Source organism: Klebsiella sp. 141198 (assembly GCF_050600785.1).
Classification (GTDB): domain Bacteria; phylum Pseudomonadota; class Gammaproteobacteria; order Enterobacterales; family Enterobacteriaceae; genus Klebsiella; species Klebsiella aerogenes.
The window spans coordinates 537633-553324 of sequence record NZ_JAQIRM010000002.1 but is presented as its reverse complement, the minus strand read 5'-3'; the positions used below and the strand labels follow the sequence as shown (position 1 = coordinate 553324).

Sequence of the window (15692 nt, the reverse complement as noted above, 5' to 3'; positions counted from 1 at the left end):
CTTATTCGCTTACCGGTTGAGCAGACTTGCGCGTAAAACGCAGCCGCAGACGATCAAAGAACAAATAGACCACCGGGGTAGTGTACAGCGTCAGCAGCTGGCTCATGACCAGACCGCCGACGATGGTGATCCCCAACGGCTGCCGCAGCTCTGAACCATCCCCGCCCGACAGCACCAGCGGTAGCGCGCCGAACAGCGCCGCCAGGGTGGTCATCATGATCGGGCGAAAACGTAGCAGGCAGGCCTGGAAGATGGCTTCTTCCGGCGCCAGATTGCCGGTACGCTGCGCTTCGAGGGCGAAATCGACCATCATGATGGCGTTTTTCTTCACGATGCCAATTAATAGCATGATCCCTATCAGGGCGATTAGGCTGAATGGGGCGCCAAATAATTCCAGCGCCAGCAGCGCGCCAACCCCCGCTGACGGAAGGGTGGAGAGGATCGTTAACGGATGCACGTAGCTTTCGTAGAGGATCCCCAGCACGATATACACCGTAGCGATGGCGGCGATAATCAGGATCACCTGTGAGTTCATCGTCTGCTGGAATACCTGCGCGGTGCCGGCAAAGGATCCACGGACGCTCGACGGCACGCCAAGCTGGGTCATCGCCCGGTCAATGGCGTCGCTGGCTTCCGACAGCGATTTGCCGGTCGGCAGGTTGAAGGAGATGGTCGAGGCGGCCGATAGCCCCTGGTGGTTGACCGAAAGCGGCGCGTTCGCCGGTTGCCATTTGGCGAAATACGACAGCGGAATAGGTTTCCCGTCTTTACTGATGACAAACATATGCTCCAGCGCGCTAACGTCCTGGGTATAAAGCGGATCGACTTCCATTACCACTTTGTACTGGTTGAGCGGCTGGTAGATGGTCGAGATTTGCCGCTGGCCGAAAGCGTTGTTTAACAGGCTGTTGGCATCCTGCACGCTGACGCCCAGGCGTGACATGGTGTCGCGGTCGTAGACCAGATCCATCTCCGCGCCGTTATCCTGTTGGTCCGAGTTAACGTCGGCCAGTTCCGGCAGCGCCGCCAGCGCCTTGCGGATTTTCGGCTCCCATTCACGCAGCGCCGACAGATCGTCCGATAACAGGGTGTACTGGTAGCTGGCGTTCGACTGACGCCCGCCAACGCGGATATCCTGCACCGCCATCAGGAACAGATTCGCGCCGGGCTCTTTCGCCAGCTTTTTTCGCAGCCGGTCGATGATTTGCTGCGCCGTTTCGTGGCGCTGGTCGCGTGGTTTCAGGGTGATAAACATCATACCGCTATTCACCCGCGAGCCGCCGGTAAAGCCGGTCACGTTATCGACAGCCGGATCCTCGCGGATGATCTTCATAAAGTCCTGCAGTTTGCCGCGCATCGCCTGGAAAGAAATACTCTGATCCGCCTGAATTCCGCCCATCAGCACCCCGGTGTCCTGCTCCGGGAAGAAGGTTTTCGGAATGGCGATATACAGCCACACGCTGAGCGCCATCGTACCGAGCAGTACCAGGCCAGTCAGGCGACTATGCTTCAGCACCCATTTTAACGATTTGCCATAGCCACCCTGAATAGTGACCAGCAGACGGCCAAAGCCGCGATTCCGCGTTGGCTCATTAGGTTTGCCGCTTTTCAGCAGCCAGCCGCACATCATTGGCGTCAGCGTGAGCGACACGGCGAGCGAAATACCGATCGCTACCGATAGCGTGACGGCGAACTCGCGCAACAGGCGCCCCGGCAGGCCACCCATCAGCAGCAGCGGTAAGAACACCGCCACCAGCGACAGGCTCATCGACAGCACGGTAAAGCCGACTTCACGGCTGCCTTGTAACGCGGCCTGCAGCGGTTTCATTCCCGCCTCAAGATGGCGGGAAATGTTCTCCAGCACCACGATGGCGTCGTCGACGACGAAACCGGTGGCGATGGTCAGCGCCATTAACGACAGATTATTGAGGCTGAAGCCGCACAAATACATGGCGGCAAAGGTACCGATTAACGATACCGGCACGGCGACGGCCGGGATAAGCGTTGCGCGCCCGGAGCGCAAAAACAGAAAGACCACCAGAATCACCAGCGCGACCGAGATCACCAGCGTTTGTTCGACCTCTTCCAGCGAAGCGCGGATAGTGGGCGAACGATCCTGGGCGATTTGCAAATCAATGGCGGCCGGGATAGTACGCTGTAGCTCAGGAAGGCGGGCGCGGATGCTGTCGACCGTCTGAATAATGTTGGCTTCCGGCAGCTTGCGAATCATTAACAGGATCGCTGGTTTGGCGTTCGTCATCCCGGCGTTACGCACATCCTGCACTGAATCCGTCACTTTTGCCACGTCGCCAAGGCGTACCGCCGCGCCGTTGTTGTAGTGGACGATCACCGACAAATATTCCGCCGCGGTTTTCAGTTCATCATTGGTCTGCACCTGCCAGCGATGGGTTTCATCTTCCAGCGCGCCCTGCGGGCGACGCACGTTGGCGTTATCAATGGCGCTGCGCACGGCATCCAGTGAGACGCCCTGATTAAATAGCGCCTGCGGGTTAAGATCGACGCGCACCGCCGGCAGTGAGCTGCCGCCGACGTCGACATCGCCGACGCCGTCAATCTGCGCGATGGTTTGCGCCAGCTGGGTTGACGCGAAATCGTACAACTCGCCCTGCGAATAGGTATCCGAGGTGAGCGTCAGGATCATGATCGGCGCATCGGACGGGTTAGCTTTGCGATACGTGGGGCGGCTGGGCATCCCGCTCGGCAGCAGGCTTTGCGCGGCATTAATCGCCGCCTGCACGTCGCGGGCGGCGCCGTTAATATCGCGATCGAAATTAAACTCCATGATGATGCGGGTACTGCCAAGCGAGCTCGACGAGGTCATTTCATTGACCCCGGCAATGCGCCCCAGCGAGCGTTCCAGCGGTGTTGCCACCGATGAGGCCATGGTTTCCGGCGAGGCGCCGGGCAGCGAGGCGCTAATCATGATCACCGGGAAATCCACCTGCGGCAGCGGCGCGACCGGCAGCAGGCGGAATCCGAGGACTCCGCATAGGGTAATCGCCAGCGAAATAAGAATCGTCGCCACCGGCCGATAAATGAAGAGAGCGAAGAACTTCACTTACGCCTCCTCTTCACGGCGCGGGAAGCGGCTCTTCATATACAGCGATAACCGATCGAACAGCAGATAAATGACCGGCGTGGTGAATAACGTCAGTACCTGGCTGAGCATCAGGCCGCCAACCATGCCAATCCCCAATGGGCGACGCAGCTCGGCGCCGACGCCGGTACTGAGCATCAAGGGCAGCGCGCCGAGCAGGGCGGCGAGGGTGGTCATCAGAATTGGACGGAAGCGCAGCAGGCAGGCCTGATAAATGGCTTCGCGCGGCGGCATTCCCTGTTCGCGCTCGGCGGCGAGGGCAAAGTCAATCATCATGATGGCGTTTTTCTTCACGATACCAATCAGCAGAATGATGCCGATGATGGCAATCACGTCCAGCTCGCTACCGGCCAGCCATAGCGCCAGCAGCGCCCCGACGCCCGCGGTCGGCAGGGTTGAAAGAATGGTGATGGGATGAATGAAGCTTTCGTACAGTACGCCGAGGACGATATACATGGCGACTACCGCCGCGACGACCAGCCAGACGGTGCTACCGAGCGCCGACTGGAACGCGAGGGAACTGCCCTGGAACTGGGTGCGGATGTCGCTTGGGAAATCCAGCGACTGCTCGGCTGACAAAATAGCCTCTACCGCTTCGCCGAGGGAGTAGTTATCCGGCACGTTGAATGAAATGGTGGTCACCGGGAACTGATCGAGATGGTTAACCGACAGCGGGGTAAAACGCTGCTCGACGCTGGCGATGGATTTCAGCGGCACGATGCCGCCGTCGCTGCTGGTGAGGCGGATATTATCCAGCGCCGCCAGCCCCGGCGTCGCCTGGGTGTCGTGCTCCAGTACCACGCGATATTGGTTGGCCTGGGTATAAATTGTCGAGATCAGCCGTTGGCCAAAGGCGTTATACAGCGCGTTATCGACATCCGCCATGGAAATACCCAGCCGGCTGGCGCTATCGCGATCGACATTAATATAAGCCGCGAGCCCTTTATCCTGCCAGTCGCTGCTGACGTCGGCAAGCTGGGGTAAGGATTGCAGGCGCGACAGCAATTGCGGCACCCAGTTGCTCAGCGCATCAAGCGAGTTAGCCTGCAGGGTAAACTGATACTGAGTTCGGCTGACTGTGGTATCGATAGTCAGATCCTGCGTTGGCTGGAGATAGAGCTCAATACCAGGGACGCTTGCCACCGATTGCTGTAGACGACTGATGACCGTTTGCACGCGATCGTCGCGTTCATCCAGTGGTTTAAGGTTAATCTGCAGACGCGCGCTGTTCAGCGCCGGATTGGTGCCATCAACGCCGACGAACGACGTCAGGCTTTCAACCGCCGGATCTTTCAGAATCAGATCGGATACCTGCTGCTGGCGTTGCGCCATACTGGCGAACGACACCGACTGCGGGGCCTGTAAGGTGCCCTGAATAATGCCGTTATCCTGGATTGGGAAGAAGCCTTTCGGGATAAAGACCCACAGCAGAATCGATAACGCCAGGGTGCTTAACGCTACGCTCAACGTTAGCCATGGGTGGTTCAGTACCCGGCTTAGCCAGCGGCCATAGACGGCAATCACCCGCTCGAAGAAACGCTCGCTGGCCCGCGAAAAGCGGTTTTGTTTGCGCAGCGATTCGTGGCTTAACATCCGCGCGCACATCATTGGCGTCAGGGTCAGCGAGACCACCGCTGAAATCAGAATCGCCACCGCGAGGGTAATGGCGAATTCGCGGAACAATCGCCCAACGATATCACCCATAAACAGCAGCGGGATCAGTACGGCAATCAGCGAGAAGGTTAATGAAATAATCGTGAAGCCGATTTCCCCCGCGCCTTTCAGCGCGGCGGCGAGCGGTTTTTCACCTTTTTCGATATAGCGGGAGATGTTTTCAATGACCACGATGGCGTCATCGACTACGAAACCGGTAGCGATGGTCAATGCCATTAGCGTCAGGTTGTTAATCGAAAAATCGAGGAACACCATGACCGCGAAGGTGCCGACCAGCGACAGCGGCACGGCGACGCCGGGGATGATTGTCGCCGGGACATTGCGTAAGAAGAGATAAATGATCATCACCACCAGCGCGATGGCCAGCAGCAATTCGAACTGGGTATCGCTGACCGACGCGCGAATATTGGTGGTGCGGTCAGAAAGCACCTGTACCTTAACGGATTTAGGCAGGCTCTCGGTCAGTTGCGGTAGCATCTGGCGGATGCTGTCGGCGGTGGCGATGATGTTCGCTCCCGGCTGGCGCTGGACGTTCATTACGATCGCCCGCTGCTTATTGGCCCACGCCCCCAGCCAGGCGTTCTCGGCGCCCTGTTCGATGGTCGCGACATCGCCAAGACGGATCGGCGCGCCGTTCTGATAGGCGATAATCAGCCGACGGTAATCTTCTGCCGACTGCATCTGATCGTTGGCGGAAAGGGTGACCGCGCGGGCCGGGCCGTCAAGACTACCTTTCGCTGAATTCACGTTGGCGCTGGTAATAGCGGTACGCACGGTTTCGCTGGTCAAACCTAACGCGGCGATCGCCTGGGCATTGAGCTTAACGCGTACCGCAGGACGCTGGCCGCCGGCAAGCGTCACCAGACCGACGCCGGAAACCTGAGAAATCTTCTGCGCCACCCGAGTTTCCACCATATCTTCGACCTGCGTCATCGGCATCGCGCTGGAGGTGACGGCCAGGGTCATGATCGGCGGATCCGCCGGATTCACTTTGCTGTAAACCGGCGGGTTGGGTAAATCAGACGGCAGCAGATTGGTCGCGGCGTTGATGGCCGCCTGCACTTCCTGTTCGGCGACATCCAGCGCCAGGGTCAGCTGGAACTGCAGGGTGATGACCGACGCGCCGCCCGAACTTTGCGAGGACATCTGCTTAAGGCCGGACATCTGGCCAAACTGGCGTTCCAGCGGCGCGGTAATCGATGACGTCACCACATCCGGGCTGGCGCCGGGGTAGAGTGTCACCACCTGAATGGTTGGGTAGTCAACTTCCGGCAGCGCGGAGACCGGCAGGAAGCGATAGCCGATAATCCCGGCCAGCAGAATGGCGACCATTAGTAGCGTTGTCGCCACCGGACGCATAATAAACAGCCTGGAGGGGCCGCCCGTACTGCTCGGGGGTAAGACTTGCATCAGGCGCCCGCTCCGTTTTTACCACTCTGGCGGGCGGCAGGTTGTTCCGGCGCGGCGCTGTGAGCATCGACGACTTCGACCTTAGCGCCTTCGGTCAGGCGGTCGATACCATCGGTCACCACCCGGTCTCCCGCTGACAGTCCGGCGTTAATCACCACTTTTTGGCTATCCTGAATACCCGGCGTAACCGTATGTTTGCTGACTTTATTCTCACTGTTCAGCACCCATACGAAGTGCCCCTCATTGCCCATTTGTAGCGCGGCGGTGGGGATCACGACCGCATCCTGCTCGGTATCCACCAGCATTCTGGCGTTGACGAACTGATTCGGGAACAATGCGTCATCGAGGTTATTAAAGCGGGCCTTAAGCTTAATAGTGCCGGTAGTGGCATCGATTTGGTTATCGAGGCTCAGCAGGCTGCCTGTACTGATCTTCTGTTTATTGGTTCGGTCCCAGGCCTCGACGCTCAGCGTTTTACCAGCTTTCTGCGCCTGTACCACGGTGGCGATATCGCTTTCCGGCAGGGTAAAGACCAAATCGATAGGGTGAGTTTGCGTGAGAACGACAATACCGGTGGTGTCGCCACTGGAAATTTGGTTGCCGATATCGACCTGCTTCAGGCCCACGCGCCCGTCAATCGGCGCGGTGATGCGGGTCCAGTCCAGCTGCAGTTGCGCACTGGCGACGGCGGCCTGATCGGCTTTAACCGTACCGGCGGATTCGACCACCAGTGACTGCTGGGTATCCAGCTCCTGACGGGAGATAAGATTGGTTTTCACCAGTTGTTGATAGCGGGCGAGATCGCGGCGCGCGTTTGCGAGGGTGGCGTTATCTTTGGCAAGCTGCCCCTGCGCCTGGGCCAGCGCCACCTTGAACTGGCTGGGATCGATTTGCGCCAGCAGATCGCCGGCTTTGACCTGCTGACCTTCCTGGAAATGGATACTCAGTAACTGGCCGTCAACCCGACTGCGCACGGTCACGGTATTCGCCGCGGTGATGGTCCCAAGACCAGTAAGGTAGCGGGGGACGGCTTCGCTGGTGGCTGTTGCCGCCTGCACCGGGGCCAGCGTTGCCCCAAAACGCCCGTGACGCGCCCCGGCAGGCGCTTTTGCTCCTTGCTGACTTGCGCCAGCGGCGCCTGCGGTTGTCTCTTCGGAACGATCGTGCCAGAACCAATAGGCGGCTCCCGCCACCAAAATTACCGTCAGGACTATTCCCCAACGAAGTGTGTTACTGCTTTTCATTGTTTTGCTATCTCATCCTGAAGCTTTCGCTGAATGATACTAGTTTAGTAACGGAACGCCCCGCAAAAATGGAGGAATTATGAAAAGAGCGTATGGAAAGGTCTGAATTGGCGGGCTTTCACGAGGAGGATCGCAAAGCCGAACGCTGAAAAGAAATGTGTCAGACGCGGCATGGTAACGTCAGCTTGATTTAGCGGAGGCTAAATACAGGAAAGCCCCTCCTGAGGGAGGGGCCTTAAATAAGGAAAGGGTTATGATGAATCTGGTCATCATACTGATAGTGCTGTTACTGATAAGTTTCCCGACTTACTAACAGTGTATCAGGGGGAGGAGAAATCCTCCCTTACCCTTCATCCTGCAAATTAGGACGAAAAAGCGGCAAAGTCAACTCAGGTTACCGAATGGCGCTCGCGTTTCAGGCGAAAACCACCTGCGCCCAGCGGGCAAGCCCGGCGGTAACGGAACCAAAATCATCGCCGCCGGCGATCGGTATCCCCGGCAGCTGCGCGGCCAGCGCCTTCTTAATTAACGGCGATCGTGCGCTACCGCCGGTGAGATAGATAACGTCCGGGGTTTCTTGACTGCTTTCCAGCGCTAACTTTACCTGCTCCATAATGCGAGCCAGTGGTTGATTGAGCGCCTCTTCCAGCCCCTGCTGGCTGATAGCGGTCGCCAGCTCATCGCTGATAAACGGCAGTTCGGCATTGAAATCCGGCTGCGCGGAAAGGGCGATTTTGCTCTCTTCCGCGCTGCGCACCAGGCGATAGCTCAGACGCTGTCGCCAGACTTTAAGCAGCAGTGCGACCTTGTCGGCATCGCGAGCGTCGCGCAGCAGGTCATTAAGCATACGACCGTTGGCGGCGCTGTAAAAATCGCTCTGCGCCGGGACGTCGTTAATCGCCACCGCATTCCACCAGGGCAGTACCGGCAGCGCGATGCCTTTTTCCGTTTCGCCGCCCATGCCGAGTAACGGCATCAGGCATTTGAAGGCCAGGGCGATATCGAGATCGTTACCGCCGATACGGCAGCCGCTGTGGCCGAGCAGGCTATCCTGACGTTCGGCTTTCTGCCGCCACTGTGGCCCCATCAACAGCAGCGAGCAGTCGGTGGTACCGCCGCCGATGTCGACGACCAGCACGCGTTTTTCGTCGTCGAGCGTGGCTTCAAAATCTAACCCCGCTGCAACGGGTTCAAACTGAAACACGACATCGTTGAAGCCAGCGCGTTTCGCTGCCCGCTCAAGGATTCCTTGGGCTTGCGCGTTAGCGTCATCGCCGCCAAGACCCTGAAAGTTAATCGGTCGACCAATGACCGCCTGGGTAATCTGCTCGCTAAGCTGAGACTGCGCCTGCTGTTTAATATGCAGCATCATCGCGCAGACCAGATCTTCAAATAAAGCGACCTGCTGGGGTTTAAGACCATTAGCGCCAAGAAACGACTTTGGCGACTTAACGAAGTAGACCTCTTCCGGATCGTCAACGTATTGATGCAGAGAGGCGAGTCCGAACTGAACGCTGTTGCTGAGGACTTCGATATCTTCATCACGGTTATAATTAATGGCGCGTCGTAGCAGCGCCTGGTTTTCCGCGCCGTCGGCCGGGACATTGTGATGGCGGTATAGCCATTCGCTGACCGCTTCGCGCGTCGGGGCGCAAAGCATCGACGGCAGCAATGGGCTACCGTTTTCCAGCGTTAAAAGCCGTGGGCTGCCACCCTGCATAACGGCGACCGAACAGTTGGCGGTACCATAGTCAAAACCAATAAACATAACCGGAAAAATCCCCATGCCAGTGAAGAAGGGGGGCGACTTTAGCGGATTGCCGCCATGCCGACAACTGGAATTTAAAAGCAAGGCGCATCTGGCGCAGAGCATCTATGCTTGTTGCGATTAATAAGGAGAGTGCATGACATTATTACCCTGGCAACCCCCCTATGACTGGCAATGGATGTTCGCGTTTCTCAGCGCGCGTGCGGTGGCGGGAATTGAAACCTTCCATGAAGATGAATATACCCGCAGCTTTAGTATCGATGGACATCGTGGATTGATCTCGGTTAAAGCGGATGAATGCGGCCAGGGTTTCCGGGTGACGCTCTCTCGCGGACTATTACCGGTAGCAGACCAGTGCCTGTCGCGCGTAACGCAACTGTTGGATTTGGCCTGCGACCCGCAGGAGGTTTCGCAAACCTTAGGCAAACTGGCGCAGCCGCGACCAGGACTTCGCTTGCCGGGGGCGCTGGATGCGTTCGAACAGGCGGTGCGTGCGGTGCTGGGTCAACTGGTGAGTGTAGCGATGGCAGCGAAGCTGACGGCGAAAGTGGCCGCGGTCTATGGGGAAGCGTTAAGCGAAGCGCCTGGTTATGTTATTTTTCCCGAACCACAGAAACTAGCGCAAGCCGACCCTTTGGCGCTTAAGGCGTTAGGGATGCCGCTTCGCCGCGCGGAAGCGTTAATTCACCTCGGCAAAGCGGCATTGAGCGGAGAATTGCCGTTGACGGCGCCTGCTGATATGGCAACCGGCATGAAACAATTGCAGAGTCTGCCGGGCATCGGTCGCTGGACGGCGAATTACTATGCGCTGCGCGGTTGGCAGGCAAAAGATATTTTTCTGCCCGATGACTATCTGATTAAACAGCGTTTTCCCGGAATGACGCCTGCGCGTATTGCGCGTTATGCCAGCCGCTGGCAACCCTGGCGCTCCTATGCTTTGTTGCATATCTGGTACACCGAAGGCTGGGCGCCGGACGAGGAATAGGCGTACAGGGCGCATATCACTGGTATCGCCGCCCTGAAATCCCTATAATTGCCGCGTTTGACGGTCAACCGTCACCCTCCATCTACATCCAGGTTAATCAGGTCGCAAAAATTTATGACTGATACGTCTCATCAGTGCGTCATTGTAGGCATCGCCGGCGCATCGGCTTCGGGCAAAAGCCTTATCGCCAGCACACTTTATCGTGAATTACGTGAACAAGTTGGCGATGAGCATATTGGCGTTATTCCAGAAGACAGCTATTACAAAGATCAAAGCCATCTGTCGATGGAAGAGCGTGTAAAAACCAACTATGACCATCCAAGCTCAATGGATCATAGCTTGCTGTTCCAGCATTTACAGACGCTGAAAAGCGGCCAGCCAATTGAATTGCCCGTGTATAGCTACGTTGAACATACGCGTATGCCGGAAACTATTCATATTCAACCGAAGAAAGTGATCATTCTCGAAGGGATCCTGCTGTTGACGGATGCCAGACTGCGCAATGAATTAAACTTCTCTATTTTCGTCGATACCCCGCTGGATATCTGTCTGATGCGCCGCATCAAGCGTGATGTTAACGAGCGTGGCCGTTCCATGGACTCGGTGATGGCGCAGTATCAGAAGACGGTGCGGCCAATGTTCCTGCAATTTATTGAACCTTCCAAGCAATATGCTGACATCATTGTCCCGCGCGGCGGTAAAAACCGTATTGCCATCGATATTCTGAAGGCCAAAATCAGTCAGTTCTTTGAATAACACGTACTAATTGTGTAACGTGCAAAGAGAATCCCAATTGCCCTTATTCCCGGAAAGCGTAAGGGCTAGATGCCTTAAAGGAGAAAGCTCATGCGTCTGTGTGACCGAGATATAGAAGCCTGGTTGGATGAAGGGCGCCTGGCAATCAGCCCACGTCCGCCGGTGGATCGAATTAACGGTGCGACCGTTGACGTTCGCTTAGGCAATAAATTCCGTACTTTCCGCGGTCATACGGCGCCATTTATTGACCTGAGCGGCCCGAAGGCGGAAGTGAGCGCGGCGCTGGACCGGGTCATGAGCGAAGAGATCGTATTGCCGGAAGGCGAGGCTTTCTATCTTCATCCTGGAGAATTAGCGCTAGCAGTGACTTATGAGTCTGTAACGCTTCCGGCAGACCTCGTCGGCTGGCTTGATGGCCGTTCGTCGCTGGCGCGTCTCGGACTCATGGTTCACGTCACTGCGCACCGTATTGATCCGGGCTGGTCTGGCTGCATCGTGCTGGAATTCTATAATTCCGGCAAGCTACCGTTGGCGTTGCGCCCGGGAATGCCCATCGGCGCGCTAAGCTTCGAGCCGCTTTCGGGCCCGGCGGCGCGGCCATATAACCGCCGTGAAGACGCTAAATATCGCGACCAGCAGGGCGCGGTGGCTAGTCGAATTGACAAGGATTGATAAAGTTAGCGGCTTATCGAGGATGCCATGAGACGAATTCTGACCACGCTGATGATCTTGTTGACCGTCATTGTCGCGGGGCTCGCTGCGCTGGTGCTGTTGGTCAACCCTAATGACTTCCGCAACTATATGGTGCAGGAAGTGGCGGAGCGTAGCGGCTATCAGCTGAAGCTTGATGGACCGCTGCGTTGGCATGTCTGGCCGCAGCTGAGTATTCTCTCCGGCCGTATGGCGCTGACGGCGCCAGGCGCTTCCGAACCGGTGGTGCGTGCCGATAACATGCGGTTGGATGTTGCGCTGATGCCGCTACTTTCTCATCAACTGCAGGTGAAGCAGGTGATGCTGAAAGGCGCGGTCATTCAGCTGACCGCCAAAACGGAAGCGGTGCGTGACCAGAACGCGCCGGTGGTGCCGCATGACAATACGTTGCCGCAGGCGCCTCAAGATCGCGGATGGTCATACGATGTCCGTAAACTGCAGGTGGCCGATAGTGTCCTGTTCTTCCAGCATGAAAATGGCGAACAGGTCACCGTGCGCGATATACGCTTACAAATGGAGCAGGATGACAACCATCTGGCGACGGTTGATTTCTCCGGCAGGGTCAATCGCGATCAACGTGACTTAGCGTTGTCCTTTACAGCCCAGGTTCAGGGCGGCGATTATCCTCACTCTCTGAAAGCGGATTTTTCGCAGCTCAACTGGCAGGTACGTGGTGCGGAGTTGCCGCCGGACGGCCTGAGCGGGCAAGGAAGTTTGCAAGCCAGCTGGATTGAAGAGGCGAAAAAACTCAATTTCGACAATCTCAATCTCACTGCTAATGGCAGCGCAATTACCGGTAGCGGTAGCGTTGTGCTGGGGGATAAACCTGACTGGCTGCTAAATCTGAAGGCAACCACTCTGAATCTGGATAGTTTGCTTGCGCAAAGCGCGGCGGCTAATGAAGGCAATGCCGATCAGCGTGGACAAAGCCAGCCGAGACAGTTGCGCCCTGTGATTGCCGATAGCGATATCCAGCAGGATTATCATAGTCTGCTTGGCTTTAATGGCCAGCTGGCGATTTCGGCGGACCAGGTACAGTGGCGTGGTATGCGATTCAGCCAGGTGAAGAGTGATATCACAAACCAGCAGGGGCTGCTGACGGTGAAACAACTGCAGGGTAGTCTGGGGGAAGGGCGTCTCTCGTTACCTGGGGTGCTGGATGTCAGAGGCGACACTTCGCATGCTGCTTTCCAACCGCAACTGGATAATGTAGAGATCGGTACCATCTTGCAGGCGTTTAACTACCCGATTAGCCTGACGGGGAAATTATCCCTGAATGGGGATTTCTCCGGGCCGCGCATTGATGCAGATGACTTCCGTCGCAACTGGCGCGGACAGGCGCAGCTGCAAATGAAGGATACGCGTACCGAAGGGCTCAACTTCCAGCAGCTAGTACAGCAGGCTGTAGCGAGGAGCACCAATGTTCAGGCGCAGGAAAACTTCGATAACGCAACTCAGCTTGACGCACTAAGCAGTGATTTAATCCTGAACAATGGCCAGATAACGCTTAACGACTTGCAGGGACAGTCGGCAATGATGGCGTTGAATGGACAAGGCAATCTGAATCTGCTCGCAGAGGATTGCGACATGCATTTCAACGTGCGGGTGTTAGGTGGCTGGAAAGGCGAAAGCAAGCTTATTGATCGCCTCAAGCAGACGGCAATTCCGCTGCGCATTTATGGTAAGTGGCAGTCGTTAAGCTATAGCCTGCAGGTAGATCAGATCCTGCGCAAGCAGTTGCAGGATGAAGCTAGACAGCGTTTGAATGAGTGGGCGGAACGCAATAGTAATAGCCAGAACGGCAAAGACGTGAAGAAACTACTCGATAAGCTGTAATCATCAGCCGCCGCGAGTTGCTCGCGGCGGCTGAGCCCTCAACTTCATTCACACTTCATAATCTAATTCATCTTCTACTTCAACCGGCGGGATAATCTGTACTTTCTGCACCCTATGGCTTTCAACTTCCAGTGTACGCAGGGTATAACCGCCGATTTTCACTTCCTCGCCAGCGGCAGGAATATGCTGCAAATACTCCATCAGTAGCCCGGCAATCGTGTGGTACTCGCGCTTATCATCCAACGGCAGCGGAACGTACTGCACCAGATCTTCCAGCGGCATATGGCCGTTAGCAGTCCAACTGCCATCGGCGTTTTTGTGAATATCATGACGAGCATCGATCTCTTCCACTTCATTAGGCAGATTACCCGCAATGGTTTCCATAACATCGCTGATGGTTACAAGCCCTTCAACGGAGCCAAATTCGTCGACCACAAAAGCAAAGTGCGTCCGCGCCAGGCGGAACTGCTCCAGCGCCGGGAGCAACGGCAGGGTCTCCGGGAAAATAAGTGGTTGGCGCAGCAAAATGTGTAAATCGAGCGGCTCATTACGTAACGACTGCTGTAGCAAGTCGATAACATGAACAACTCCTAAAAGATCTTCATTGTCGTTGCCGCCGGTGACGACAATTCGGGTATGCTGGTTTTTCTCCAGCAGTGCGCGAACTTCCTCTTCGGGCGCACTTAAGTCGATGTGCTCGATATCATGACGTGAAGTCATAATGCTGCTGACGGTGCGTTGATTCAGATTCAGGACGCGCTCAATCATTAAGCGTTCCTGCGGATTAAACAGCGGGTTTTCTCCCTGGTCGGCGACCATGGTTGCCGTCTCAGCATCAAGCTCAGCGTTCTCTTTACGCCCGCTTAGTAGATTCATCACCGCCTCAGTCGTCCGCTGCCGCATGGTGAGGTTGGCTGTGAGGAAGCGTCGGCGATTGAAGATGGCTAACTGGTTGAACGATTCGATCATTACCGAGAAACCGATGGCGGCATACAGATAGCCTTTCGGGATTGGGAAGCCAAATCCTTCGGCGATCAGGCTAAAACCGATCATCAGCAAAAAGCTCAGGCACAGAATGACAATCGTGGGGTGGCTGTTGACAAAGCGGGTAAGGGCTTTGCTGGCCATTAACATCAGCGTAATGGCGATAATGACCGCGGCCATCATCACCGCCAGATGATCAACCATACCCACTGCGGTAATGACCGAATCCAGCGAGAAAATGGCATCAAGCACGACTATTTGCGTCACCACGCCCCAGAACTTCGCGCCTTTACGCTGGGTGGGGTTATTGCTGTCTTTTCCTTCCAGCCGCTCATTAAGCTCTACGGTGGCTTTAAACAACAGGAACAACCCGCCGAATAACATAATTAAATCACGGGCGCTGAAGCTTAAGTCATGCCAGTTGAAGAGCGGTGTGGTGAGGGTGACTAACCAGGAAATTGACGCCAGCAGAACCAGACGCATCACCATTGCCAACAACAGACCGGTAACGCGTGCACGATCGCGCTGAGCAGGGGGGAGCTTTTCGGCAAGGATCGCAATAAATACCAGGTTATCTATCCCAAGAACCAGTTCGATAACCACAAGCGTAATGAGACCAGCCCAGATTGAGGGATCGGCAATCCATTCCATAATCACTAAGAACCTTTACAACCTAATCGAATCATCTACCGATCATGGATAAGCGCCAGGTAAAATGCAACGTTTTATCGTAGTAATGGGCAGTGGGTTGGGATACAAACGAAAGTTATAACGTAATAAACGATGGTTAAATATCGGGCGTTTAAGATCTATCTGGGCTGTTTCGGAATTAATTAGAAATCCATGCAATTACTGTGCGGTAATAGCAAGGATAAGGAAGAGTTATTAACTACGGGCAATGCCAAAATATTGCCGTATTTTTCACCAAAATGGTATTAAGGGGAATATTCCTACTGAATTCCGTAGCTTGTCAGGACTCGGGTTTAATAAGACCCTTAAGATGGCTCATTGTTGCATAAAAGCAGCAGTATCAGCGATGGTCAACGGGTTAATCCGCGGGTAAGAAGGTTAGTCAGAGAAGCTTTTGTCCAAAGTTTAGACGATTTTACTGATTACTATCGGCAAATTGCTATTTCGCGTGGGATTTGACTTTTCCTGAAGTGGCTCATCACTGTCATTTTTAAGAATGATGGTGTTAAATCCGCA

10 protein-coding genes are annotated in these 15692 nt (G+C 55.8%); 5 read left to right on the top strand and 5 right to left on the bottom strand.

Going from position 1 to position 15692, the window contains the following annotated elements; translation table 11 throughout:
- Position 1: 1 nt before the first annotated feature.
- From mdtC to PGR10_RS07940, 3 genes are read right to left on the bottom strand one after another with little or no spacing between them, the layout of a single operon-like run.
- Positions 2-3079, bottom strand: a complete 3078-nt coding sequence (gene mdtC / locus PGR10_RS07950) for a multidrug efflux RND transporter permease subunit MdtC (RefSeq protein ID WP_430923305.1) — start codon at positions 3077-3079, stop codon at positions 2-4.
- Positions 3080-6202: an MdtB/MuxB family multidrug efflux RND transporter permease subunit gene (locus PGR10_RS07945; protein ID WP_045412844.1), complete on the bottom strand. Its 3123-nt coding sequence runs from the start codon at positions 6200-6202 to the stop codon at positions 3080-3082.
- Positions 6202-7446 carry an MdtA/MuxA family multidrug efflux RND transporter periplasmic adaptor subunit gene (locus PGR10_RS07940; protein ID WP_430923304.1) on the bottom strand — a complete coding sequence of 415 codons (1245 nt, stop codon included), beginning with the start codon at positions 7444-7446 and terminating at the stop codon, positions 6202-6204. The genes PGR10_RS07945 and PGR10_RS07940 overlap by 1 nt, the downstream gene beginning before the upstream one ends.
- Before the next feature lie 253 nt (positions 7447-7699).
- Here PGR10_RS07940 and PGR10_RS07935 point away from each other — a divergent pair, with 253 nt between their 5' ends.
- Positions 7700-7759 carry a type I toxin-antitoxin system Ibs family toxin gene (locus tag PGR10_RS07935; protein WP_113373696.1) on the top strand — a complete coding sequence of 20 codons (60 nt, stop codon included), beginning with the start codon at positions 7700-7702 and terminating at the stop codon, positions 7757-7759.
- Positions 7760-7861: 102 nt separating this feature from the next.
- On the opposite strand, the gene yegD is transcribed toward PGR10_RS07935, so the two are convergent.
- Positions 7862-9214 (bottom strand): molecular chaperone, encoded by a 1353-nt coding sequence (yegD, locus tag PGR10_RS07930; RefSeq protein ID WP_087860657.1) that lies wholly within the window; start codon positions 9212-9214, stop codon positions 7862-7864.
- Between the two features lie 136 nt (positions 9215-9350).
- Here yegD and alkA point away from each other — a divergent pair, with 136 nt between their 5' ends.
- From alkA to asmA, 4 genes are all read left to right on the top strand, one after another.
- The gene (gene alkA / locus PGR10_RS07925; protein WP_430923303.1) at positions 9351-10199 is read left to right on the top strand and encodes a DNA-3-methyladenine glycosylase 2; all 849 of its coding nucleotides are present in this window, start codon (positions 9351-9353) and stop codon (positions 10197-10199) included.
- A 114-nt stretch (positions 10200-10313) separates the two neighbouring features.
- Entirely contained in the window at positions 10314-10955 is a 642-nt protein-coding gene (udk, locus tag PGR10_RS07920; RefSeq protein WP_015365789.1) for a uridine kinase, read from the top strand.
- A gap of 90 nt (positions 10956-11045) precedes the next feature.
- Positions 11046-11627, top strand: a complete 582-nt coding sequence (dcd, locus tag PGR10_RS07915) for a dCTP deaminase (protein ID WP_015365790.1) — start codon at positions 11046-11048, stop codon at positions 11625-11627.
- Positions 11628-11654: 27 nt separating this feature from the next.
- Positions 11655-13502, top strand: a complete 1848-nt coding sequence (gene asmA, locus PGR10_RS07910; RefSeq protein ID WP_430923302.1) for an outer membrane assembly protein AsmA — start codon at positions 11655-11657, stop codon at positions 13500-13502.
- Between the two features lie 48 nt (positions 13503-13550).
- On the opposite strand, the gene PGR10_RS07905 is transcribed toward asmA, so the two are convergent.
- The gene (locus tag PGR10_RS07905; protein WP_411325150.1) at positions 13551-15137 is read right to left on the bottom strand and encodes a TerC family protein; all 1587 of its coding nucleotides are present in this window, start codon (positions 15135-15137) and stop codon (positions 13551-13553) included.
- Between the last annotated feature and the right edge of the window lie 555 nt (positions 15138-15692).